General features: G+C 47.6%; 23 protein-coding genes and 1 tRNA gene. 12 read left to right on the forward strand and 12 right to left on the reverse strand.

What is annotated here, in order from left to right; all coding sequences use genetic code 11:
• Positions 1-16 precede the first annotated feature (16 nt).
• The 4 genes from HZF10_RS08965 to HZF10_RS08980 all read left to right on the forward strand — a co-directional run bounded on the left by HZF10_RS08965 (position 17) and on the right by HZF10_RS08980 (position 5,375).
• Positions 17-1,930, forward strand: a complete 1,914-nt coding sequence (locus tag HZF10_RS08965; protein ID WP_176005856.1) for a beta-L-arabinofuranosidase domain-containing protein — start codon at positions 17-19, stop codon at positions 1,928-1,930.
• A gap of 130 nt (positions 1,931-2,060) precedes the next feature.
• On the forward strand, positions 2,061-2,675 hold the full coding sequence (locus tag HZF10_RS08970) for a hypothetical protein (protein ID WP_176005857.1): 615 nt from the start codon (positions 2,061-2,063) through the stop codon (positions 2,673-2,675).
• 115 nt (positions 2,676-2,790) lie between these two features.
• Positions 2,791-3,738: an IS1595 family transposase gene (locus HZF10_RS08975; protein ID WP_176005858.1), complete on the forward strand. Its 948-nt coding sequence runs from the start codon at positions 2,791-2,793 to the stop codon at positions 3,736-3,738.
• Positions 3,739-3,848: 110 nt separating this feature from the next.
• Complete coding sequence (locus tag HZF10_RS08980; RefSeq protein ID WP_176005859.1) at positions 3,849-5,375, forward strand: alpha-amylase family glycosyl hydrolase; 1,527 nt, start codon at positions 3,849-3,851, stop codon at positions 5,373-5,375.
• 63 nt (positions 5,376-5,438) lie between these two features.
• Here HZF10_RS08980 and HZF10_RS08985 read toward each other — a convergent pair whose 3' ends face one another.
• Positions 5,439-5,789, reverse strand: a complete 351-nt coding sequence (locus tag HZF10_RS08985; RefSeq protein WP_176005860.1) for an FtsB family cell division protein — start codon at positions 5,787-5,789, stop codon at positions 5,439-5,441.
• A gap of 55 nt (positions 5,790-5,844) precedes the next feature.
• Positions 5,845-6,453 carry a uridine kinase gene (gene udk, locus HZF10_RS08990; protein ID WP_176005861.1) on the reverse strand — a complete coding sequence of 203 codons (609 nt, stop codon included), beginning with the start codon at positions 6,451-6,453 and terminating at the stop codon, positions 5,845-5,847.
• Positions 6,454-6,646: 193 nt separating this feature from the next.
• Between udk and HZF10_RS08995 the strand changes: the two genes are divergently transcribed.
• The 4 genes from HZF10_RS08995 to HZF10_RS09010 all read left to right on the forward strand — a co-directional run bounded on the left by HZF10_RS08995 (position 6,647) and on the right by HZF10_RS09010 (position 8,922).
• Entirely contained in the window at positions 6,647-7,093 is a 447-nt protein-coding gene (locus HZF10_RS08995) for a lipocalin-like domain-containing protein (RefSeq protein WP_176005862.1), read from the forward strand.
• Positions 7,094-7,284: 191 nt separating this feature from the next.
• Entirely contained in the window at positions 7,285-8,043 is a 759-nt protein-coding gene (locus HZF10_RS09000) for a LexA family transcriptional regulator (RefSeq protein ID WP_176005863.1), read from the forward strand.
• A 19-nt stretch (positions 8,044-8,062) separates the two neighbouring features.
• Positions 8,063-8,515, forward strand: coding sequence for a VOC family protein (locus tag HZF10_RS09005; RefSeq protein WP_176005864.1), 453 nt, complete (start codon positions 8,063-8,065; stop codon positions 8,513-8,515).
• Between the two features lie 128 nt (positions 8,516-8,643).
• A complete protein-coding gene (locus HZF10_RS09010; protein ID WP_176005865.1) occupies positions 8,644-8,922 on the forward strand; it encodes a hypothetical protein in 279 nt (92 codons plus the stop codon).
• Here the strand turns inward: HZF10_RS09010 and HZF10_RS09015 are convergent.
• Entirely contained in the window at positions 8,919-9,473 is a 555-nt protein-coding gene (locus tag HZF10_RS09015; RefSeq protein ID WP_176005866.1) for a dihydrofolate reductase family protein, read from the reverse strand. The genes HZF10_RS09010 and HZF10_RS09015 overlap by 4 nt on opposite strands.
• A gap of 58 nt (positions 9,474-9,531) precedes the next feature.
• A complete protein-coding gene (trhA, locus tag HZF10_RS09020; RefSeq protein ID WP_176005867.1) occupies positions 9,532-10,167 on the reverse strand; it encodes a PAQR family membrane homeostasis protein TrhA in 636 nt (211 codons plus the stop codon).
• Positions 10,168-10,528: 361 nt separating this feature from the next.
• Here trhA and HZF10_RS09025 point away from each other — a divergent pair, with 361 nt between their 5' ends.
• Complete coding sequence (locus tag HZF10_RS09025; RefSeq protein ID WP_176005868.1) at positions 10,529-10,717, forward strand: hypothetical protein; 189 nt, start codon at positions 10,529-10,531, stop codon at positions 10,715-10,717.
• A gap of 212 nt (positions 10,718-10,929) precedes the next feature.
• Here the strand turns inward: HZF10_RS09025 and HZF10_RS09030 are convergent.
• The 7 genes from HZF10_RS09030 to HZF10_RS09060 form a co-directional block, all read right to left on the reverse strand.
• A tRNA-Pro gene (locus HZF10_RS09030) sits at positions 10,930-11,004 on the reverse strand.
• 162 nt (positions 11,005-11,166) lie between these two features.
• Complete coding sequence (locus HZF10_RS09035) at positions 11,167-13,182, reverse strand: glycoside hydrolase family 97 protein (protein ID WP_176005869.1); 2,016 nt, start codon at positions 13,180-13,182, stop codon at positions 11,167-11,169.
• A gap of 13 nt (positions 13,183-13,195) precedes the next feature.
• Positions 13,196-14,434: a glycoside hydrolase family 99 protein gene (locus HZF10_RS09040; protein WP_176005870.1), complete on the reverse strand. Its 1,239-nt coding sequence runs from the start codon at positions 14,432-14,434 to the stop codon at positions 13,196-13,198.
• 63 nt (positions 14,435-14,497) lie between these two features.
• Positions 14,498-16,003 (reverse strand): RagB/SusD family nutrient uptake outer membrane protein, encoded by a 1,506-nt coding sequence (locus tag HZF10_RS09045; RefSeq protein WP_176005871.1) that lies wholly within the window; start codon positions 16,001-16,003, stop codon positions 14,498-14,500.
• Between the two features lie 24 nt (positions 16,004-16,027).
• Positions 16,028-18,964, reverse strand: a complete 2,937-nt coding sequence (locus tag HZF10_RS09050; RefSeq protein ID WP_176005872.1) for a SusC/RagA family TonB-linked outer membrane protein — start codon at positions 18,962-18,964, stop codon at positions 16,028-16,030.
• Between the two features lie 25 nt (positions 18,965-18,989).
• Complete coding sequence (locus HZF10_RS09055) at positions 18,990-20,069, reverse strand: hypothetical protein (RefSeq protein ID WP_176005873.1); 1,080 nt, start codon at positions 20,067-20,069, stop codon at positions 18,990-18,992.
• Position 20,070: 1 nt separating this feature from the next.
• On the reverse strand, positions 20,071-20,589 hold the full coding sequence (locus tag HZF10_RS09060) for a DUF5004 domain-containing protein (RefSeq protein WP_176005874.1): 519 nt from the start codon (positions 20,587-20,589) through the stop codon (positions 20,071-20,073).
• Between the two features lie 383 nt (positions 20,590-20,972).
• Between HZF10_RS09060 and susR the strand changes: the two genes are divergently transcribed.
• From susR to trxB, 3 genes are all read left to right on the forward strand, one after another.
• On the forward strand, positions 20,973-22,571 hold the full coding sequence (gene susR / locus HZF10_RS09065) for a SusR family glycan utilization regulator (RefSeq protein WP_176005875.1): 1,599 nt from the start codon (positions 20,973-20,975) through the stop codon (positions 22,569-22,571).
• A gap of 89 nt (positions 22,572-22,660) precedes the next feature.
• Entirely contained in the window at positions 22,661-23,041 is a 381-nt protein-coding gene (locus tag HZF10_RS09070; RefSeq protein ID WP_176005876.1) for a hypothetical protein, read from the forward strand.
• Positions 23,042-23,135: 94 nt separating this feature from the next.
• A complete protein-coding gene (gene trxB / locus HZF10_RS09075) occupies positions 23,136-24,101 on the forward strand; it encodes a thioredoxin-disulfide reductase (protein WP_176005877.1) in 966 nt (321 codons plus the stop codon).
• Between the two features lie 151 nt (positions 24,102-24,252).
• Here the strand turns inward: trxB and HZF10_RS09080 are convergent, their stop codons facing one another.
• Positions 24,253-25,086, reverse strand: coding sequence for a GIN domain-containing protein (locus HZF10_RS09080; protein WP_176005878.1), 834 nt, complete (start codon positions 25,084-25,086; stop codon positions 24,253-24,255).
• Between the last annotated feature and the right edge of the window lie 79 nt (positions 25,087-25,165).

The raw sequence follows: 25,165 nt of genomic DNA on the forward strand, positions 1-25,165 counted from the left end.
CTGGTGGTTCAAAGAAATGAAAAGAATCGTCCTCATATTGTTCATCAACGTAGCGGTATTCGCCCAGTCCGATCCGTATCAAAAAATCAAGCCAATCCCCGAAAAGCTTGAGATACTGCCTTTGAATACCGTCAAGCCCCAAGGTTGGCTCAAAGACCAAATCCGCCAGAATCTTGACGGTTTCACGGGCCATCTCGACGAACTCGCTCCCGATTTGATCGTGTCCGACGACATTTACGTCAAAAACCGACTCAGTAAAAAGGTCAAGAACAAAGACGTAGGTGCGATTGGTGCCGAAGGCGATTGGCAAGTCCAGTTCCTGTGGTGGAATTCCGAAACGCAAAGCAACTGGCGCGACGGGTATATCCGCAGCGCGATTCTCGCCGACGACAAAGAGCATTTGGCCAAAATCAAAAGCTATATCGACAAAATTCTCGCAAGCCAGGACAAAGACGGTTATTTGGGCATTTACGACGAAGAACTGCGCTACAAATTCGACAACGAAAACGGCGAACTTTGGGCCAAGGCGACTTTGCTTCGCGGACTTTTGGCCTGGTACGAGTATTCGAAGGACGAAAAAGTGCTTTCGGCGATCAAACGTGCGGTCGACAATACGATGAAAGGCTATCCGATTAACGCGTCCCATCCGTTCTATTCCAAAAACGAAAACGTCGGCGGATTGTCGCACGGGCTTACGTTCACCGATGTGCTCGAAGATTTGTATCGGATCACGAAAAAGCGGAAATATCTCGATTATGCGTTGTTTTTATACAAGGATTTTTCGGAAAACAAACTCAACGAAGACGCCCAATACGCCAAGTTGATGGACAAAAACCGCCTGCTCAACGGGCACGGCGTGCATACATACGAACACTTGCGCAGTTTGGCTTCGGCCTACCAAGCTTCGGGAAATCCGAAACTCAACGATGCGATTTCGAATTTCGAGCACAAAATCGACATGGAAACCACGGCAACAGGCGGACCTGTCGGAGACGAATGGATCGGTTCGCGCAAGGCCGACGCGACCAAACGCGGTTACGAATACTGTTCGCTACAGGAACTCATGCACAGTTACGAAAGCCTCATGGCGAAAACTTCGGATGCGAAATACGGCGATAAAATAGAAAAGCTGTTCTTCAATGCGGCCCAAGGTGCGCGTCATCCCGAGCAAAGTTGCATCGCTTATCTCAAAAGCGACAATTCATACGAAATGACGGGCGGTTTGAACGGCGACAAATCGGATGCGAAACAAACCCGTTACCGCTATTCGCCCGTTCATAAGGAAGCCGCCGTATGCTGCGTGCCGAATGCCGGAAGGATTGCGCCTTATTTCGTGCAATACATGTGGATGAAACAAGGAAATTTGCTGATTGCCGGTTTGCTCGGGCCAAGCGAAGTCGAGACGCAAATCGACGGGAAAAAGGTTCGTGTAGAAGAATTGACGAATTATCCGTACGACAACAGCTTTACGTTTTCTATTCTTTCGGAGACCGATTTTACCTTGAAGATAAGAAAACCCGATTGGTCGAACGGCGAAATCATGGATGTCGATTACGACGAAAACGACGGTTTCCTGATTGTTCCGATTACGGCCGGCGAGAACAAAATTTCGCTGGCTTTCACGGCTAAACCCGAAACGCGACAGGACTTGAACGGTGAAATGTATTTCAGTTACGGCGCTTTGGTTTTGGCGCATCCGATAAAATCGCAGACGCAAGTTACCAAAACGTATCCGCTTGACGGTTTTGCGGACATGAACGTTACGCCAGAGAATTTGGTGGTGTATGAATACGTCTCGTCGGATGTCTTAAAATTGGGAGGTTCCAGATTCGAGGTGAAGCTTGTGAATCCGCAAACGGGAAAAGAAGAACCTGTCGTTTTGGAACCTGTTGCGAAAACGGTTTTGCGCCAAGTGACGTTCAAGCGTTAATTGTGATTTTGTGTAGAAAAACTGTAATGACGGATTTTTTGGTTTTTTAATTCGTACCTATCCATATTATGACAAATGAAAAAGCAAGGTAAAAAATAAAAACCGATATTTGATTCCAAACCAGACATTTATGGAATCGAATATTGAAGCACCGCAAGCCGAGAGTTCGCACGCGAAAGGCTTACGTCTCGAAAAGGAGTTCTCTGAATTTATGAAAAGTGATTTAGGTTGGGAGAAGACCATAAACCGTAAGCAAATGCGCTCTCATTGGAACGCCGCAGGAACGAACGTCGATATTATTGCGGAACGACCTAATGAAAAAGGAGAGAGATTCAAAAGGGTTTCACGGGCATATTTGTGGCTCTGTATAACGCCAATTTTATATGGTGTTTATGAGAGTTATTATGGAGATTCCGAAATAGGCTTGCCGATTTTTTATCTAGGAATTTTCATTGAGTTTTTGGCGTTGGGTTCTAAAATATATGGAGATAGGCTTAACAAAGAAAACGCTTGGGTTGAGTGTAAGAGTTTGAAAGGAAAGGCCACTGTAAAACAGTTGCAGATTATGATTGCCGAACGTAACGCATATTTGGCGAGCGGTGACAGTGAATATAAAATAGTTGAAACTTATTTTGTTTCAGAAAACGGCTTTGTAGAGACTGCGTTGCAATATGCTCACGATATGAATATCTTCTGTTATCAGAAAACTGACATAGGATTTGAATACATTACTAATTGGACGTAAAAGCAATAAAAATGTACAAGAAATTTATAGACTGGAACAAAAAGAATCTTTGGTTTCCAACAAGCCTTGGAGTTATCACTATTGGTTTAGTAATCTATTCAACTCGCAAATAACAATGAACCTGAACCAATTGCGCAAGGATTTTGGTACTCAAAAGAAGTGCATTGCCTACCTCGAAAAAATCAGGTGGGGCAAAACGCCCTTGTGCGCACATTGCGGTTCGGACAACGTCACCAAACGGATCATCGGTTATCGATGGCACTGCAATAGTTGCAGGAACGATTACAGCGTTCTTATCGATACGATTTTTGAGGGTACGAGATTACCGCTTCCGCAGTTCTTTCAGGCTATGTTCATTATGAACAACGCGAAGATGGGAATGTCGGCGTCAGAACTTTCAAAACTTGTCGGAATCAAGTACAACACGGCGTGGTACGTGGGACATCGCGTCCGTTGCGCTATGATTGACAACGAAATCAGGCTCGAAGGTATCGTTGAGTTCGACGAGGCTTACATTGGCGGTCGCGCCCGAAACAAAAAGTCGAAGGATAACGATGCGAACCTTTCGGGAATCACAAGCGAACGCGGTAGGGGAACGTCGAAAGTGCCGATTGTCGGCGCGGTGGAAAAGAAAGGCAAAGTGTACGTGAAAATCATCGAGAAGCTCACTCGCCGCAATCTGTTGGCAATGCTTCGGCAGGTAGTCAACACGAAGGAAAGCATAGTGATTACGGATAGCTTCAAAAGTTATAAGGCATTTGATGATGAAGTAACGCACATATCAATCAATAAGGCCAAAGACGGTTACGGGCACGGCATGAAGACCATCAACACGATTGAGGGTTTTTGGAGCATCCTGAAAAACGGAATCAAGGGCAGTTACAGAAGCATAAGCAAAAAGTATCTTCCATTTTATTTGGCTGAATTCACGTATAAGTACAACAACCGTCATTTACAGAAGGATAGTTTTTTGAAACTCCTTGAAAATGCGGTAGTTATGGAACCCAAGTTTGTCAATTACAAACCGATAGGAAATCCTAAACAAATAGTTTATAATCAATAACTTAACCTAATCCATTTGTCATAAGATGGATAGGTGCGTTTTAATTTTATAAACCTCAAAGGTTTTCAAAACCTTTGAGGTTTCCTCCAACACCAATCAAAACTTTAAACATGATCAAAAAACTACTGTTCCTGCTCACGTTTTGCGTCACTTCGGCCCAAGCCCAAACCGAAGTGTTCTACCATGTTTTCCAACGCAGCTTCTTCGATTCGAACGGCGACGGAAATGGCGATTTGGCAGGAATCGACCAAAAACTCGATTACCTGCAAGAGCTTGGCGTCAACACGATTTTGCTTACGCCTTTGTACGCATCCGATTTCTATCACAATTATTTTGCGTACGATTTCGAGAAGATTGACCCCGAATACGGCAAAATGGTCGACTACGTCTTACTGGTAAAAGAAGTCCATAAAAGGAACATGAAGATTTACCAGGATGTCGAGATGCAATATGTGGCCGGGACGCATCCGTGGTTCAAGGATTCGTTCGGAAATCCAAAATCGAAGTATTCCAAATATCTGATGTACGACGATGCCGAAAACAAAAAGCCGTGGAATTTCTGGAACATCACCGATTTTACGCTATACGACGGGCGAAAGGAAAAGATCATCGTCGTGAACATGAACGAAAAGAAAGTCAAGGAATACACGCAAAAAGTGCTCGATTTTTGGGTCGATCCGAATAAAGACGGCAAATTCGATGACGGCGTGGACGGTTTCAGGCTCGACCACATGATGGACAATCTCGACAACGCGAACAGGCTTACGAACCTTTTCGCCGATTTCTGGACGCCGTTGTTTTCGAAGTTGCGTGCGAAGAATCCGAAATTGAAATTTGTAGCCGAACAGGCGAATTGGGGTTCGTACGGTCACGATTATTTCACCAAAGGCAATGTCGATTTCGTGTTTGCGTTCCGTCTCAAGTTCGCGATCAACAAATACGACAAGCTCGAGATCGAGAAAGCCGCAGACAGCACGTTCAATTATAATCCGTTTTCGAAAAACCAACTCGTGTTCATCGAAAATCACGACACCAAGCGATTCGCCTCCGAACCCGGAATGACGGTCGAAAAATCTAAAGCCGCAGCCGCAATCCAACTATTAATCGGCGGAATACCGTCTTTGTATTACGGTCAGGAACTCGGCATGAAAGGCGAACAGCGCCAGCTCGGCATGACCGACGGCAACGACATAGGCGTGCGCGAATCGTTCGAATGGTACAAAAACGAGGAAGGAAACGGAACCGCGAATTGGTACAAAAACACCGGCCCTTGGTGGGACGGGCGATTCAATAAGTCCGATGACGGGATTTCGTACGAAGAAGAAAAATCCGACCCGAATTCGCTATACAATTTTTACCGCTCGCTTCTCAATCTGCGCAAGTCGCACCGCGCGCTCGAAAAAGGCGCGTATTCGAAAATCAGTAACGGGAATCCGCAGGTGTTGAGTTTCGGAAGAAGCGATTCGGGAGAAAAAATCGCGGTATTCGTCAACCTTTCAGACAAACAACAAGCAACCTTGTCTACGATCGATTCAAGAGCGGTAGAAACCTTGGCCGGTGAAAAGGCGGCTTTGGAAAACGGACGCGTTTCGGTTGTTTTGCCGGCTTATGGCTTTTCGGTCGTGTTGTTGAGGTAGTCGTTAGCCACAAATAGCACTAATATATTTGTGTTATTCGTGCCATTCGTGGCGAAAAGATTATCAATTCGGCACATAAGTACTCGAGTCCTTTTTCTCGCCTTCGTATTCGATGATGTAAATATCCTCACTATCGCGCTTCATGTAGTATTTTTCGCGCGCGTATTTCTCTACCTGATTTGGATTCTTGAGCAGTCTGATGTTTTGCGAATCCCGTTTTATTTCGTTCTGGTAATACTGTTTGTTCTCTTCGAGTTCCTCGATTTCCTTGTCGAGCGCCCGATGGTTGAACCACGAATAATTGTCGAGGAACAAAATCCATACGATGAAAAACAACGTCACGAGCACATATCGGTTGCCGATAAAGCGCATCCATTTGCGTTTGTCCTTTTTTTCTTTGGTCTCGTCCGACATGGTGGTTTTAGCTCAGAAGCCCTAAAAATAGAAAATAATTGATACCGATTCGCAATTATAAAATGCGTTGGTGGATTACCGCTCGTACCACATCGATCGCGACCGTATTGTACTTGTCGTTCGGGATGATGATGTCGGCGTGGGCTTTTGTCGGTTCGATGAACTGTTCGTGCATCGGTTTCAACGTTTTTTGGTAGCGCTGCAACACTTCTTCCATATCGCGTCCGCGTTCGGCAATGTCGCGTTTAAGACGTCGGATAAGCCTTTCGTCCGAATCGGCGTGCACATACACCTTGATGTCGAAAAGTTCGCGCAGTTCGGGGTTCGCCAAAATCAGGATGCCTTCCACGATCATCACTTTTCTCGGATGCGTCATGATCGTATCGTCGGTGCGGTTGTGCGTCACGAAAGAATACACGGGTTGCTCTACCGTTTCCCCGGCTTTCAATGCCTTGAGATGGGTCGTGAGCAACTCGAAATCGATGGCACGCGGATGGTCGAAATTGATCAACGCACGTTCGTCATACGACAAATGACTGGTTTCCCTATAATAATGATCCTGCGAAATCACGCCTACTTCCTCAAGTGGAATCTCGTTCATGATTTGGCGCACTACGGTCGTTTTTCCGCTTCCGGTTCCTCCGGCAATACCGATTATCAGCATAAAATGGATATGTGTATGTCGCGGCAAAGATAAGAAACGGCCTTAGTTTCGAAAGCGAAAATCCATTATGACAAAAACGACTGATTTTCAGATGTTTTATATCGGATTTGTATTTTTTTAAATAATTTTTTAGAAATTTTTTGCTGACGAAAGAAAAAACCTATATAATTGCGCATAACTTAAAACAAAAAACATGAAAAAAATTTTGATGGGTGCTTCGGCCCTAGTGATGGCGCTTTCGCTTAACTCTTGTAGCAGCGATGACAATGGAGGAGGAGTTTCCGCAGCGAAACTTGAAGGAAAATGGGAATTCAGCAAAGAGAAATTCAGTGCTGCTGGCCAGGCTCTTCCAGAAGAAGACTACGAGGGGAACCAAGCTGGTTGCTCAAAAGATTATATCACTATGAGCGAGACAGGCACTTACGTTTGGGGTGACTATTGGGATTCAGAGTGCAGCCTTGACCTAACAGAAGGGACATGGTCGTTGGACGGAAAAACCCTTACTATGACAGATGAGTTCGGAACGGACGAGATGACTGTTGTAAGCGTTTCTTCAACAAAGCTAGTCGTAAAAAGCGTTACTACAGAAGGTGGTATCGAGTGGACAGAGCGTTACACCCTTACAAAAGCAGCTCAATAATTTGAGATATTTTTTGAAGAGAAGACCGGTCTTATGGCCGGTTTTTTTATGCAATAAATTTAGGTTTCGAGTACAATACGTTGTAATTCAGCCATGGTGATTTTTTCAAATAATGGAATTACTCCAATATTCCGATGGAAAAAATCCAACTTTAACAGTAAGAAGTTAACGGCAATCTCTATATTTGTTTCATGGCACAAGATTTACCGATAGAAACCCAAAGATTCAAGCAGTTACGCCAGGAATTAAGCCTCACCCAACAGGCATTTTCGGAAGTGCTACATATAAAAGGCAGCATAGCCGATATTGAGCGCGGCAAAACCAAACTCCCCGGCGCTGCGGTCGCGCGACTGTTGCAAACGTACAACATCAATCCGTTGTGGTTGTACGGAGAAAGCGACCAGAAACATCTGGAGCTGGCTTCTTCGGTTTTGCCCAAAGTCGTTACACTCGACGGTACGAGCAACGAAAACATCGCGATGGTCAACGTCAAGGCGTCGGCGGGTTATGCGCACAATTTGCAGGATACCGAATGGTACGATGCGTTGCCTGCTTTCCATTTGCCGCTTCCCGAGTATAGGAATGCAAGTTTTCGTGCGTTTCAAGTACAAGGCGACAGTATGCTTCCCGTCTTGCAGCCGGGCGAGTGGGTAATCGCAAGAGCAGAAGAATCGCTTGCCGAGCTCACCGAAAGCCAGGTTTATGTAGTGGTTTTAGTCGATACGGTCGTGGTCAAGAAAATACAAACGACAGCTTCAGGTTTACATCTGATTTCGTTAAATGCGCTGTATCCGCCAATTGAAGTGAAGCCTCAGGAAATCCGCGAAGTTTGGCGCGTCACCGCAAAAATCACGACGAATTTCGACCAGCCGGCCACGTCTTTGGACGATTTGACGCGCGAGATGCGCGAAGGTTTCGTGAGTCTGAAGTCGTTATTGCTAAAGGAGTAATCAGTATAAAACCCAAGCTATGGAAAAGCACAATTTGCTTCGGATGGACAACGTCGGGATTGTAGTCGAATCGCTCGACGACGCCATTTCATTTTTCGTTGAGCTCGGCCTTGAGCTCGAAGGAAGAGCGATGATCGAAGGCGAGTGGGCCGGCCGTGTTACAGGACTTGGCGACCAATCGGTAGAAATCGCGATGATGGTTACGCCAGACGGGAACAGCCGACTTGAACTGTCGCGCTTCATCAGGCCAGCGGTGATAGAAGACCATCGCAAAGCTCCGGTCAATGCTTTGGGTTATTTGCGCGTTATGTTCGCCGTTGCCGATTTGGACGATACGCTAGAAAGGCTTTACAAACGCGGCGCACAGCTTGTCGAAGAAGTCGTCCGATATCAGGATGTGTACCGACTTTGCTACATCCGAGGGCCAGAAGGCATTTTAATAGGGCTCGCCGAATCACTTAAAGACAAATAAATACAGCAGTAACTCGTATGAGAATTTTTATCTCAATAACGATTGGCATTTTACTGATAGGCGAACTTTTTTTGTGGGTGATTTTTGGCGCTTCTTCCCACAAAGTCGCGTTATCCAATATATTTGTCGTGAACGTCGTCACCCTGGCGCTATTGACTTTGCTGATTGTCATCAACGGATTTTGGTCAAGGACAAAGTTTTGGCTCGGCATCCTGCATTTGGAAACACTGCTGTACTATTGCTATAAAATAATGCAGCCCAACTGCGAGCCGTGTTTGCCGAACGAATATTGTCCGCCATGCGTGACACAAGAGCAAACCATCATAAAATTCTTGGGATTGGCCATCGCAGTACTTTTCCTGATTTGGCAGATGATTGCGGCATTTCGAAAATCCTCAAATCGTTAGTCCGGCGACTTGACGGCATCATAAACAAGCTGCACAACCCCAGATTTGAATCGATTCACTTCGGTCAACTTCAAATTGATGCGCTTGCCGAGATTCTCGAACAAAGGCTTTCCGTTGCCCAAAGCGACCGCATGTACCGACAATCTGTAAACGTCGATCAAATCAGAGTCGATGAACGTTTTGATAAGCCCCGCGCCTCCGTACAACCAAATGTCCTTTCCAGGCTGCGACTTGATTTCGGCCACTTTGTTCGGGATGTCCGAAGCGATGAACTCGGCGTGGGCATCCTGTCGATGCTGGCTCGAAAAAACGACTTTCTTTTTAGAATGTACCGCGGCCCAAAGATTTTTTTCCGCTTCCGACGCATCTTCATCAGGTTCGAAATTTCCCCACGCATCATAGCTTACGCGACCGTAGAATATAGTGTCGATGTCCGAAAGGAAGCCGTCGAAATCCATATCGTCGTCTAAAATACACCAATCGATTTCCCCGTTCGGGCCTTCTATGAAGCCGTCCAACGTCACGGCCAAATCCAATACAATTTTTCTCATGATCCAAAAATAGCGTTTTCGGCCGCCACCAAATCAATATTAAAAAACAAATGGAAAATTATGGGACGAGATATAAGAACACCCCAAAAAAGTGGAACGCGCTGCCGCCTAAAACGAACAAATGCCAAATCGCGTGGTAATACGGTTTCTTTTCCTTTGCATAAAAGTAGATGCCGAACGTGTAGCACAAGCCGCCTGCCAAAATCAACAGCAATGCGCCCGGAGCGACGGTGTCGATCAACGGTTTTATAGCTACGATCGCCATCCAGCCCATCAATCCGTAAAGAATCAAAGACAGTTTTTCCGATCGTCTCAAAGGCGAAAACTTAAAGATGAAACCTGCGATCACGAACGCCCAGCTCATCCCGAAAAGAATCCAGCCCCAAGTGCCTCGCAGTCCCAAAAGTGCGACGGGCGTATACGTTCCAGCAATCAAAAGGTAAATGCACAAATGGTCGATGCGTTGAAAAACCCGTTTCCAGCGCAACTTCGTCATCGCGTGATAAATCGTCGAGGCCGAGTAAAGCAAAATCAGCGTGAGCCCGAAAATTCCCGAAGCGACCACGTCGAGCGTGCTTCCGTCCTTGAGCGAAAAAGCGATCATGAAAATCGCGGCAACCATAGAAAGTAAAGCGCCGAGACCGTGTGTGACGACGTTCCAAAATTCTTCTTTTGCTCGGTTGCGCTTAAGCATGGTCAGGTGTTTCGCGTAAAGTTACGTATTGACCTGGAGTGTAACTTTTAACGAAATGATAAAATTTCGGGCAGCTTATCCGGCTTTCGCTCCAACTCCTCATGGCATATGCCGTTTTGCACTTTTGTCGTCTTGCTTCCGTTGGTCGCGGCCATCAAAAGGCAAAACGCGCACATCCCATTTGCGGGGTTTCCGCTGCATCCGGGCTGCATTACGTCAAAATGAGACTTCGCGTTTCAAAGAAAGTGAAGACGCTAGACTTTTGGCGGCTCCGCTACGCTACGCCGCTGCTTCAAAACCAAATCGCGTACTATAAAAATCCTTCACGACAGCAAAGGATTCTCTTTGTCATGTAAATCAGTTGATCAAAAGGACGATAATAGACGATTATCCCGTGAGGATCGTGTATAAATCGGAACCGTATGCGGCTACGCTGAATCCTATCATTTTTGCATTGAAGGATTGGGGATTGAACCATCGCAGGAAACTTTTTGAAAAAGGGTTCGTGATGGAGTTGGGAGAGGCGCCTGAGTGTTTGCCGGTGGAATAGTTTATCCGATAGGTTTTGTGGAGGTGATTCTTGGCAGGATTACGCTGCGCGTGATCCTGGGTTAGGGGAGACGATTCCAAAGAAAATCCTTTTGTGCGATGCGTAGCATCACACGGTCTTTTTTGTTTTGTATAAAATCGCTCAAGCGAGCTCGGCCATTTTTCCTCAAAACAAAAAATCCCTCTGCATTGCATGCAGAAGGATTTTCTTTGTCGGGGTGGCAGGATTCGAACCTGCGACCTCCTGGTCCCAAACCAGGCGCGATGACCGGGCTACGCTACACCCCGAATGATTGCGTGAATCAGGGTGCAAATATAGGACTAATTTTTATGCGCGCAAGCAATTTTTTCAAACTTGTGGTTTTTCTTGTGCAGCTGTCTGATTTCCAGTAAAAAAATAGCGGGACAAATTTCGCCCCGCTACAAACTAACCCAAATTAATGCATGAAATTATGAGTTGGGAACGAACCTTATCGCGGTTCCTCCGCCCGCCGCAAGATCCAATTCTAACGTATCGGTAGATTTTAATGTCTTTTTTGAGATTTTCACAGGATACGGATTCGACTTATAATCAGCGCCCGGTCCATCTTCGTAGACTTCGGCTTCATACGTCTTTCCTTTGTCGAGAAAATCCAAAGCAATCGTCATTTTACGCGCCTTGCTGTTCGTGATCGAACCCAAATACCAATTTTTGCCATTCCAGTCTTTGCGTGCGATGTTCACGTATTCACCAATTTTTGAATCCAGGACTTTTGTTTCCGACCAAATTTCGGGTACGTCCTTGATGAATTTGAATTCCGGTTTTCCGACATAATTCTCGGGCAAGTCCGAAGCCATCTGCAACGGACTGAAAATCACCACGTACAAGGCAAGCTGCTTGGCCAAAGTCGTCTGCACTTTTGCTCCGGCAGGCGTCTTGTAATCGAAGTTGAACGTTCCCGGCGTAAAATCCATAGGAGCGGAAAGCATGCGCGTAAAAGGCAAAATCGTCGTGTGTTCGGGCGTATTGCCGCCATCGGACGACCAGGCGTCGTATTCCTGCCCGCGGCCGCCTTCCTGCGACATCAGGTTCGGATACGTGCGCTGCAAGCCCGTGCCTTTGATCGGTTCGTGATTGTCGATCATGATATGGTATTTAGCCGCCGTTTCAACGACTTTTCGGTAATGACGTACCCCGAACTGTCCGTCGTGCCATTCTTTTTTGTCGAGATATTTGTTCACGTAACCCGTCTTGACCGTATTCACGCCTACTTTGTTGTACAGCTTGAACGCGTCCTCGAGCTGGCTTTCGTAATGGCTCGCGGCTCCGGCGGTTTCGTGGTGTCCGATAAGGCGTACGTTTTTCATGGCCGCGTACTTCGTGATTTCCTCAAGATTGAAATCCTTGTACGGTTTGGTAAAGCTGAACGCGCTGCCGTCTGCGGTCCAATCGCCGTCCCAGCCTTCGTTCCAGCCTTCTACGAGCACGCCGTTGAAACCGTTCGCCGCAGCAAAATCGATATGGCGTTTGGTGTTTTCGGTCGTCGCGCCGTGTTTTTCGCCTTGTCCCCAAGTATATTTTTCAAGGTGCATGCCCCACCAGATCCCGATGTATTTCGATGGCGTAATCCACGACAAATCCTCGATTTTAGAAGGTTCGTTGAGATTCAACATCAAATTCGAAGTCACGAGATCGCCCGGTTTTTCGCCCACGATAATCGTCCTCCAAGGCGTTTTGAAAGGCGTCTGCGCATATACTTTCGTGCCGTCACGCCAAGGGACAAGCTCGCTCTTGTATTGGTTTTCTCCCGATTTGAGCAACGTCATCGAAGCAAAATCATTGAGATCGGCTTCGTGCACGGCGAGATACAATTTGTCTTTAGTCTCGAAAGTCGCGGGCGTGTTGATCGTATCGGTTTGTGAAATAGGTGATTTCCGGTAAAAACTCTCGTAATACGAATTTTCGCGGTGTACCGGAATCCACCAAACGTCATTGTCGTGCGCGAACGTGAACTGGGTGACTTCGTCCGAAATCTTGACTTTGTCCAATTTCGGTTGCTTCGGAAACAGATACCGGAAACCCAATCCGTCGTCGAAAACCCGGAAAACGATGTCTACCAAGCGTTCGTCACCGCCTTTTTCCTTAAGGTGCACGATGAGTTCGTTGTGGTGGTCGCGCACTTTTCGGGTTTCGCCCCAAGGTTGTTCCCAAGTGTTGTCGGCGCTGTGTTTTTCGGTACTTACGACTTCAAAATTCTCGGTCATTTTGGGCAATCCGATGAATTCGAATCCCATGAGCGAAGGCTTCAAAACCTCTTTTCCGTTCGATGAAAAACGGTATTGAGGCTCGCCTTTTGGCGTCAATTCGAAAGTCAATTCGTTCTTTTTGCCAGGCGAAACGACCTTGTAAACGGTCGCCGTACCGCACGACCACAGCAATAAAGCGGAAGCGGAAAGCACCAGGCAGATATGTTTTAGATGTCTCATTTTACCGTGTCGGTTATTGGATTTCGTTGAGTTTAGCTATGGCTTTGTCGGTTTGGAGCGATACGAAATAGTAAAAAGCCTGGTCCAGTTTGCGTTGGATGGCGGTATTTTGGGCGTGTTCCAACCTCAAATCGTACAATCGGCTTATGTCCGAAAACACGGCAGGCGTATTTTGCACTCCGGCAAACGTGCGGATCTTGTTCACGTAACTGTATCCGAATTCTACGGTCGGTTCGATCATCGTGCCTTCGCCGAAATCGTTCCAGGTGATCAGTTGCAGGTAATCTACGCCCGCATTCGACGCCAATTGAAGTGTGTCGTCAAGCGTCGCGCCGTTGTTGTGCGCGATGGACCAACCGATGATATTTCCTGCTCCTCCTTCTTCGTAATAATCGTCAAAACCGGGATACGCACTGCCAAAAGCTACATTGAGGTTCGGCAAATTGTTGTTGTAAAAACTCGTGAGCGCATTGCTGTTTTGGTACACCCAGGCGAATTCTCCCGAAGCGTTCGTTCCCGCATCTGCGGATTCGTTCCAAAGCGTCAAAAATGTCGGTTTCGGATTCAGGTTCTCGAAAGCGTCGGTCCAGCCCGATTCGGTTTGGATTACGATAGGACCGAAATTGAGCAACAACGGTTTCCCGTCGATCTTGATGTAATTCGCGTCGTTGAAGCAATTGTTCTGCAGATACGAAAAATCGGTGCGCGCGGCAGAAGTTACCGAAGGAGCGAGTCCTGCATTGACGATATCGGGCAGAAATCGATCTTCGTAAACGATCGCATATTCGAGCCCGACCTCGTCGAGCATGTCGATCAATTGTTCGGTGTTTTGCTTGATCAGACGAAAATCGTTCAAATCGTAAGTGCCGTACCAATCGATCAGGATCCCGTCGATTCCGGCGTATTTCATCATCAGAAGGTGGTTTTCGATAACCTGTTTGTCGCCCGAATGATACGGTCCGATCATCGGATAATAATGCGAGGCGATTTCCCTTTTTCCGTTGGTAATGATGTCGGGATTGCGGTTCGACATCGTCCAATGATAACCCCATTGTCCGTTCGGGCTGCTGGCTTTGGTCTCGAACCACGGCATATAATGCATGTAAATTTTGGTCGGATTGGTCTTGGATATGGCGACCGGATCAAGCTCCTCAAACGGATCTGACGGTCCGGACGGATCCGAATCGCTGCATCCGAAAGCCAGGAAAGCGCTGCAAAAAATTGCCGCCATTATCGAAATAGATGTCTTCATGTTGCTTTTGGGCTAAAAAAATGGCCTTCCGCACTAACCACACGGAAGGCCGAAAATCAATAGTTAGTAGCCTGGATTTTGGACCAGGTTAGGATTGGTGCTCAAAACGTTGGCTGGTATCGGATAGATCGCACGCGTCGCATCGGTCGCGCCTTTTTCCCACCAAGGCTGGAAGAACGTTCCGAATCGGATGTTGTCGGTGCGTCTGCGGCCTTCGAACGTGAATTCGCGCAACAATTCCTTGTCGATGAAATCAAGATCGATGATCGCCGGCATTTCGACTCCGGCACGCGTACGGATTTGCTGCACGTAAGACGCGGCAAGGTCCGGGGAACCGAGGCGGACGTAACATTCGGCCTGCATCATCAAAATTTCGGCATAACGGATGACGACCAGATCGTGATCGCGTTCCCAAGTTTCGCCGGCCTTGTCTTCATATTTGTCGAGACGCACGCCCTCGTTCTGTTTGGCGTCGGTGAAATTGACGATGTCTTCGGTATAGTTCAACGGTTCGCCGCTGTCCATGACGATCACGGAATTCGTCGCAAGGCTTATCTGTTCGCCCGAAAGCATGCACTTCTTGCGTCGGTCGATGTCTTCGAACGATGAGAAAACGCCCGGCTGCGCGCACATCCCGTTAGCCGACCACGGATAATCGCCGGTTGCGGACAACGTGAATCTATGCAGGTAGTGCTTGCTCATCGACGACATATAATTGCCGACGGTTCCCGCTTCGTGGTCGTACGGGATCGCAAAAATGATTTCAGGCGACGTTTGGTTTTCGGTCAGGAAATTCGCAAAGAAATCAGGCGTGAGCGAATAACCCGAAACCTGTTGGCACATGTCGAGACAATCCTGCCAACGTGCCACTCCGATGAACGCTTCAGAATTCAGGTACAAACGCGCAAGCATCGAATACACGACATTTTTCGTGAATTTCGAATACACCACACCCGATTGCAGGTGCGGTAATGCGGCGAGCCATTCCGATTCCACGAAATCGTACACCTGTTGGCGTGTGGAATTCGTCGGAAGGCCCGTGTCTTCGAAGTTGGTGACGATCGGCACGTTTCCGAACCAATCCAAAAGATTGTAGTAATAATACGCGCGGATGGATTTGAGTTCGGCGTAAATCGGCGCTTTTGCCTCCTCACTCAAACCCGAACGGTCCACTTGGTAAATGATAGAATTCACTTTTGCGATCCCGGCATACGCATAGCGCCAGGCCGAAAGCAACAAACCGTTTTGCGGCGTCCATTGGTGACGTTGGATTTGCTGGTATTGGCCGCCGTCGAACCAGTCGGTGCCGCGCGTTGGGATCGTAGCCTCGTCCGAAGCGACTTCGTTGAGGAAAAACACGTATTCGCAAGTCGGGTACGAGATGGTGATGCCGTCGTTGAATCCGCGAAGCGAGGAATAAGCACCTCCGACCAAAGCCTGGACTTCGCTTGGCGTCTGCCCGAAATCGCCGTCTTCGACACGGTCGTACAAATCCTCGTCGAGGTCGGTACAGGAATAGTTGAGAAGCAGGCAAGAGAGCAATGCGGCTGCTGTTATTTTAACTTTCATCGTTCTTGATTTAGGTTAGCGATTTTATTTGTTGAGCGTAAAGCTGACGCCGAATGAAACGGTCGTCGGACGCGGATAGTTGTTGAAACGGTCGATGCCCGGATTGGACAATCCCGTGTTGTCGATTTCGGGATCGGTGCCTTTGTAGCCTGTCAAAACGAACAGGTTTTCGCCCATGATGTACAACCTGAGGCGGTAATCGTCTTTGTTCGTGAACGGAACGGTATAACCCAAAGTCATGTTCTGCAACCTGAAAAACGACGCGTCCTGTATCCAATAACTCGAATACGTCGGAGCCGAAGTGATGCTGCTTCCGACGAAATCATCCGGAATGTTGTACTGCGGCATGCGATTCGGATCGTACAGCATCATGTTCGTAGCGTTCAAAACTTTCTGTCCGAACATGCCGTAACCCGAAACCGAAGCGTCGAAATTCTTGTACGTGAAGTTCATGCCGACGCCAAGCGTAAAATCGGGTTGTACGTCTCCGATCGCTTTCTTTTCGGCGCTTAGGATGAATTGACCGTTTTCGTCGAATCCTTCGAATTGGTATCCCCAGAATTGTCCGACTGGATAACCTTCGGCAATGATCTGCGAGTATTGGTTCGACATGCCCGAAAGCCCGTGAAGCGAGCCGCTGTTGATCACGTCGGTTTCGTAAATATCGTTCGAAAGCTTCTCGATTTTCTGTTTGTTCTTCGCAAAAACGAGGTTCGCATCCCAAGTGAAATCGCCTGTATTGTCGGCCTTTATGATGTTGGCGTTGAGCGTGACCTCAATCCCTTTGTTCGACAATTCGCCCACGTTGGCAAGCATCGTACCGACGAGATACGGCGGCTGCGGCACTTCGTACGTGTACAGCAAATCCTCGGTTTTCTTGTCGTAATATTCGATGCTTCCGGTAAAGCGTCTCAGGAACGCGAAATCGAGTCCGACGTTGATCGTTTTGGTCTGTTCCCATTTCAAATCGGGATTCGGGTTTTGGGTAGGCGAGTAGGCCAGACTCCATTGTCCGGTCGCCGGATCGTAGTAACTGTCGTTGCCTACGCCGAGTATCGAAAGCGAGCGATATTCGCCGATTCCGTCCTGGTTGCCCGTAACGCCATATCCGACGCGCAATTTGAGATCGCTCACGACGTCCTTGATGCCCGACATGAAACTTTCGTTCGAGATTTTCCACGCAGCCGAAGCCGACGGGAACCAACCCCATTTATTGTTCGCCCCGAATCGGCTCGAACCGTCGCGGCGGATTGTAGCCGTCAATAAATAACGGTCGTCGAATCCGTAATTGGCGCGTCCGAAGAACGAGACGAGGCGCGATTTTCCTTTGTACGAATACACGTCGCCCAAGCGATAATCGGTTCCGGCGCCGAGGTTGTTGTACAGGAACAGGTCGGTAGTGAAACCGCTGCGTTGCGCACCCAATCCTTCGTACATGTTTTCGAGGAACGAATAACCTGCCGTCGCGTTGATCGTGTGCTTGCCAAAGATTTTGTTGTAACTGAAATACGTCTCGATCTGCGAATTCGTGTAATCGCCATAGGTTTTCTGGGCATAACCGCCTTCGGTCTGGCCTTCAAGAACCGCATACGACGGCTTGTAAATGTTGCCTTTGAGCGCATTGTGTTCGAGCGAAAGGTTCGCGACCCATTGCAGATCCTTGAACAGATTCGCTTCGGTCTTGAAATAACCGAGAATGCGGTGACGTTCGCTGTCGGCTTTCCTGTTCGTCAAAATTTCGACCGGATTCTCATACAAAGTGCCACCTACAGATGTGAAATTCCCGTTTGCATCGCGCACCGGAATTGTCGGATTCAGGTTGAAAGCGCGTTCAAAAATCCGGTAATCGAGCGGATGCCATTTGTCGATGTTCGCGAAAATGCCTACATCGAACTTTAAGTTTTTCTCGAGCATATATTGGTACATACTCACGTTTGCCGCAAGACGTTCCATTTCGGAGGTCTTGATGATGCCTTCGTTCTTGAAATACGAAAGCGAGGCGCGCGAACCCGAAAATTCCTTTCCGTTCGAGATGCTCAACGTATGCGATTGGGTAAACGCTTCCTGTTCGAGTTCGTCCTGCCAGTCGGTATTCCCGCCGTAATCGACAGCGTCAACGATGTTGTTGTCGCGAACGTATTTGCGCCATTGATCGGCAGAAAGCATATCGATGTGGTTCGAGGCCCATCCGATTCCCGTAAAACCGTTGTACGTGACCGATGTGCCACGGCTTCCGCCTTTTGTCGTGATGATGATGACGCCGTTCGCGCCTCTCGATCCGTAGATGGCCGTGGCCGATGCGTCTTTGAGTACGTCCACCGATTTGATGTCCGATGCCTGAACCGAGTTGATGTCGACACCCGCGATCCCGTCGACTACGATGAGCGGATTGTTGCTCGCCGTAAGCGATGTTCCGCCGCGCAGGCGAAGCGACGAACCGCTGCTTGGGTCGCCAGTGCCTCTCACAACGGCCAATCCGGCGACTTTTCCTTGCAGCACTTGTTCGGTAGAGACGATCGTTCCTTTTTGGAGCTGTTTTTCGTCGAGGGAAGAAATCGCGCCGGTAAGGTCAGACTTCCTGACTTTTCCGTATCCGACCGAAACCAGTTCGACCGCATCGAGCATATACGCATCTTCTTTAAGCCTTATCTGCAAAGCAGAAGTGGATGCGTCGACCGTGATTTTTTGGGTGATGAAACCGATGAAACTGATTTCTATCGAATTGCCTTCGGTGGCTTCGAGGACGAATTTTCCGTCGGTATCGGTAATGACGCTTTTGGTCGTTCCCGTTTCGATCACGGTAGCTCCCGGAAGTGCGATTCCGGCATTGTCGTAAACCACGCCCGTGATGATTTTTTTCTGTTGCGCCTGCATGCCCGCACTAAGCAAAAGCGTCAGGAAAAGCAACAGAGACGCAACCCTTGCGTGTGGCAGGGCACATTTCGTGATGATACTGTTCATTAGTGTTTATTTTTTGGTGGTGGGTTTAGTCGAGGGTTTTGAGCGGGATGTCGACGTCCGAAAGCACGCGGTCGGTGTTGTCGGTCACATGCACGTGTATCGTCGTGGCGTTCACGTTCTGTAAAGCCGCCGGAAGATTCACGAATCCCTTGATTTCGGCCATGTTTCCTGAAAACGATCCTGTGATTTCCGTCGATCCGGCCGTGATGGTATACACCAATGTGTTGATGCCGGGCTCGTTATCGGTTCTCATGATTCCGAGAAAGTCCTTCTTGCTGATTTGCTGCGGGAAATACTTGAAAGCCGGCGGTGGTGGCGGAATGACTTCGGCCGCGTATAAAATCTGGTCTGGGATCGTACCGGCCCACTCATCCTTGACGAACAGGTAGGTGATGTTCTCGAAAACGAATCCGTCGGGAATGCCGTTGTAGTATTCGGACGGTATCAAATCCATTTTCCAAAACCCGTTACCCATGTTCTTCAAAGCCGTCTTGGCCACGATTTCGGGCAACCACGCCTGATATTCCTGAAGGATAGCCCAATTGTTGAGTCCGCTGTGGAAATGCACGCTCGTCGCGTTCTCGAATCCCGGAGCGAGATTGGCGTTGAACAATATGCTCAAACCGCCGTCGAGCGTAGGATGTTCCGGATAAGGACGTACGAGTTCGTTGGCTGTGTAAAACGAATCGAAATTCGTGTACGCCATGTTCGCGACATCAGATTGCTTGGTTCCGGCATCGTCCTTAAGCCTGAACCAAAATCCGGCGCTGGCCGCAATCGCTTCGGGCGTCATGTTGAAATAAGTGGTCGGCGTAAGCGTGAAACTCCATACGAAGTCGTGTTCCCAGGTCAGTTTGGCGAATTCGGACGAATTGTTCCAGTTTCCGGCATCGGGCTCAGAAGGCGACCAGATCCAGAGGTATACGTCGTCGCCTTGGTTCCAGGTCGTGCCTGTCAGATCGAAATACCATTTGACTTGTTCGTCGTATTTGTAGACGACGGGATACGACCACATGTCGGCAACGGCTCCGGCGGCTTCCTGTGCTTTTGAAACGTTCGGAAGTGCCAATAACGCAAGCATAAAAGCGTAAAGTATCTTTTTCATATCAGTCGATGGCGTTTAGTTTGAACGTATACGAAACGAAAGGCGTTCCCGCCGAGGTGCGTACTACCTGAATTTCCATTTCCTCGTTGCTTCCCGGAACCGATGTGATTCGCAGCTCGTCAGTTTTGTTGGCGTGTTCGGCATCGCTGTAGAGGTAAACGCGCACGGCATTGCCGCCGGTCGGTTGAAAATCGCTGCTGAGTTCGTAATAACCTGTAGGTGCGAAAAGTGGAGGTACGTCTCCGCTTACTTCATAAGTCGTCGGACGCATTTCTTCATCTACGTTGAACCGGATCGCGAAATCCTCATAATTGAAATAAGTGCTGAGGTTTTGTTCGTTGGGCGTGATGCCGTTGGCCTTGGCGACTTCGTCTGTCATCTTGACGCTCATCAATCCCCAATTGCCGTTTATCTTTTCGTAAAGCGTGATCGGGTCGACGTGTTCGCCGTCGTCCTGCTCGTTGCATCCGAGCGCAAAAACGCCCAGTACAGCGAGCCATAAAAATGGTTTGATTCTCATAAATTTTGTTGGTTTTAGTTATTGATTTTTTAATGATTTTGCTCTCGAGAAAAAGAGTGGAACGAAGCTAAACCTTAAAAAAACCTTAAAAAAAATGTTGGGTAAAAATCAAGATAAATCAAACGATTTCGTAATGTCAATTAATTGATTGTCAGTTTTTTGTGTTTTTTATTGCCGTGCAAAAATCAAGTGATTGTTAAGATGTTTTTCTGATTTTTTTAGCCATCGAAATGTCGATATGAAAATTTATGCTGCTATTTTTTCGGAATACCATATATTGGCCCTACGATTTTTACGGATAGCGAAATCTGGCGGCAAATCCTGCCCGTTTTTCCAAATCCGACATCGCCTGATTACTTAAAAACAGGTACAAACCAAACAAGATGCGCGTTTCCCATGTGATATTTTTCTTTTTGTTGACCCATGTCCTGTTGGCCAAAGACATCAATCCCGTCATCGACCGACTTGACAAGGTCTTGCAGGACAAAGAAATCTATGTGCGCAAGAAGTACGCGAAGATCAAGGAACTCAAACGCAATGTTGACAAATACACGCTGAGCAAGGACGACCGCCAGTTATATACGTATTATTTGGAGTTGTTCGACGAATACAAATCGTTCAAATACGACTCGGCCTATTATTACCTGGAATCGGCAAAATCGAAGGCATTCGTGCTAAAAGACGATCAATTGTTGTCGAAAGCCAGGATAAAAGAAGGTTTCGTTTTGCTGTCGTCGGGCTTGTTCAAGGAGGCTTTAGATACGCTCAACAGCATTGCGGTAGAGAAATTGCCGTCTAAAAACCAGTTCGAATATTATTCGATCAAAGCGCGTGCGTATTACGATTTGGCCGATTACAACAAAGATCCGCGCTTCAACATCGCGTATGTCCAAAAAGGGAATGAGTACATAGAAAAGGCGCTCAAACTTGTGAGCCCGAATACGAACGAATATTGGGCCACCGAAAGCCTCAAGCGCATGAAACAGCAGGATTGGCGCGGTGCCGAATTCGCGTTCAGCTATTGGATCAACAATTTCAAACTGCCCGAGGAATACTACGGCATCGCAACCTCAAGTCTTGGATACATTTATTCGGAACGTGGTTTTACCGAAAAAGCGATCGAATATTTGGCGCTGGCTGCGATCGGAGACGTGAAAAGCGCCACGAAAGAAACGGTCGCATTGCGCAATCTCGCTAACGAATTGTTCAAACTCGGATATCTCGAAAAAGCCAACAGTTACATCAGCCTGGCGATGGACGACGCGACGTTCTACAACGCACGTCATCGCAAGATCGAGATTTCGTCCATACTTCCGATCATCGAGAAAGCGCAACTCAACAAAATTCAGGGACAGAACGACACTTTGGAGCGCATCGTGATTTTGCTTACGGTTTTGGCGGTCATCATCATCGTGTTCCTTGTCATCATTTTCAAACAGCTCAAACACAAGAACGCGGCGCGAAAGGAAATGGCCGAATCGTATGTGAAGTTGCAGGAAATGAATACGTCGTTAAGTGAAGCCAACGCAATCAAACAGGAATACATCGCGTATTTCATCAAGGCGACGTCCGATTTCGTCAATAAGATCGACCATTTCCAAAAGTCGACAATTCAGAAAGTCATCGCCAAAAAGACCGAGGATTTGCTGCAATCGCTCAAGAAATATGACATAAAGCACGAACGCGAGAACTTGTTCCATCAATTCGACGAGATTTTCCTGCGCTTGTTCCCGTCGTACATTTCCGATTTCACGTCGTTTTTCGCGCCCGAACATCAACCCATCATCAAAAAAGGCGAACTTTTGAATACGGAGATGCGACTTTTTGCGCTGTATCGCCTCGGTATCCAGGACGCGAACCAAATCGCCGAATTCCTTGAACTTTCGGTCGCGACGGTGTATACGTATAAGACGCGCATCAAAGGAAAATCATTCCACAAAGATTGTTTCGAGGATAAGATCATGGCGATCAAGACGATTTAAGATGCGACGAACTTTCTGAAACCGCCAAGTTGCAAAGCTTAACTTCCTTAACTATCTTAATGGTTCAAATAAATAAGGCATCGAACTGAATGTTACGCAAAGACTACCTCGTTTTCCAAATCGAAGAGCTCGCCAAATTCATGGCAAAACTGCTCGCGACCTTATCGGGATTGACGTTCGATGAGGCGATCGAATCGGTAGAAACGGCTTTGGCCGAAAGAGGTTTGGTCTTGGACGACATCTTGCATCTCGAAGATTCCGAGCTCATCGAAACCTTGAAGCAAAATCCCGCTTTCGATTCGGGGAATATCGAAAACCTCGCCGATATTTTGATCGCTCTCGGCGACAAGTCCGACGATGTAAAATGGTATGGCAAAGGCTTATTTTTACTGGAGTATCTCAACGCTTCCGATAAGATTTTTTCGCTTGGCAGAAATGCGAAAATCGAGTACCTCAAAACACGTCTCTAAACTTATCCACATATAGGCAAAAGTAATTTACAATGGGTTTTTTTACGCGTTGAATCTGTTACATTTGCAGTCGAAAATCCAACTACCAAACATTATGTCAGATTCAATAGAAAAAGTGAAATGCCTTATCATCGGATCGGGTCCTGCGGGTTATACCGCCGCGATTTACGCTGCCCGTGCCGATATGCATCCTGTTTTATACACCGGCCTCGAACCAGGCGGACAGCTTACCACCACGACCGAAGTCGACAACTTTCCGGGTTATCCCGAAGGCATTGACGGACCAACGATGATGGTGCAGCTTCAACAGCAAGCCGAACGTTTCGGTACCGACGTACGCATCGGGATGGCGACGATGGTACAATTCCACAAAGAAGTTGGCGGATGGCACAAAGTCATCATCGACGGGGCAAAAGAAATCCATGCCCAAACCGTGATCATCTCTACTGGCGCGACCGCGAAATACCTCGGATTGCCTAGCGAGCAAAGATTGCGCGGAGGCGGCGTTTCCGCATGCGCCGTGTGCGACGGATTCTTCTACAAAGGACAAGACGTAGCCATCGTGGGCGCCGGAGATACGGCTGCAGAAGAAGCGACGTACTTGGCCAATATCTGCAAAAGCGTAACCATGCTTGTTCGAAAAGGACATATGCGCGCTTCGAAAGCGATGCAACACCGCGTGAACAACACGCCTAACATCACCGTTTTGTACAACAGTGAAATCGATGAGGTTTTAGGCGATCAGGTTGTGGAAGGCATACGCGTATTCGACAACGCGACTTGCGAGAAAACGGATATTCCTGTGACTGGATTGTTCATTGCGATCGGCCACAAACCGAATACCGAAATCTTCCAGGGCCAATTGCAGATGGATGAAACGGGTTATCTGATCACTCACGGAAAATCTACCAAAACGAACCTGCCAGGTGTTTTCGCTTGTGGAGACGTTCAGGACAACGTATACCGTCAGGCCGTAACCGCAGCCGGAACGGGTTGTATGGCGGCTTTGGATGCCGAGCGTTATTTGGTTTCGCTTGAGCAGCCTGTGAGCGCGGAATGATTTTGGGGCCACGAATGGCACGAATTTCACAAATAAGAGAACGCTATTAGAAATTATATTATAGTTCTAATGAAAAATCCCGATGAGAATCGGGATTTTTCATTAGCGATTGGTATTGGATTCGTGAAATTCGTGCCATTCGTGGCTAAACTCACTTCACCTTATTGTTCTTCTTCGAAATCAAAGCATTGTCGCTAAACTTATTGATCTCGATTTTCTGTTCTCCATGCAAATCGATTTCCGATTTTCCCGAAGCCGAAATCACCGCTTTTTCCAAGACTTCGATACTGCAATTGCTGTTGCCTTCGGTCGTAAGGTCGGCGTTTTTGGTCGTGAGGTTCTTACCGACGAAATTCACGTTATTGTCCAAACGAAGCTTTAGCGTATTCACGTCGCCTTCGATGGCCGCGGACGCTTTCTGATACATATCGAACGTAAGTTTATCCGAAGAAATCAACGCTTTCAGGTTCGCGCCGTTGTTCATTTCCACGACCGATTCGGTAGCCGATACGTTGAGTTCGGTTTTCGACTTGTCGTTGGCCATGAACGTGAATTTCTTGCTTTTTACGGTCGCGAAAATCTTGGCGTTATCGAACGTTTTGATCGTGAAATCGGTCAGGATAAGATCCGTAAGCGCCGTCACGTTCGCACTCCCTTTTGCCGTAAGCAGTTTGAAGTCGTCCGTATAGGTAATCTTCACGCTGAGTTTCTTGAAGCTGCTGATTTGTTGATTGGCCGAAATCCGCAAAATGCCCGTGTTTTCAGAAATCGAGATGACCTCGTGCAGGTTGTCGTCGGCTTCGATTTCGGCATCGGCCTTGTCGCCTTTAGACAGGAAAAGCTCGATGTTGTCGGCCACTTCGATCGCCTCGAAATTCCCGATTTCCTTTTGGGACGTCGTGACCACTTTCGTGCCTTTGAGCTTTTGTGCCGACGTGTTGAGCACGTTGAAAGCCACAAATAAGATAAGTAGGAAATTTTTCATGTTGTTTGGTTGTGGCACAAATATAAAAATTAGGACGATTGTTTTCGTAAGGCCATAAAACAACGACGGCGGAAATTAT

Source organism: Flavobacterium agri, from assembly GCF_013401995.1.
GTDB lineage: Bacteria > Bacteroidota > Bacteroidia > Flavobacteriales > Flavobacteriaceae > Flavobacterium > Flavobacterium agri.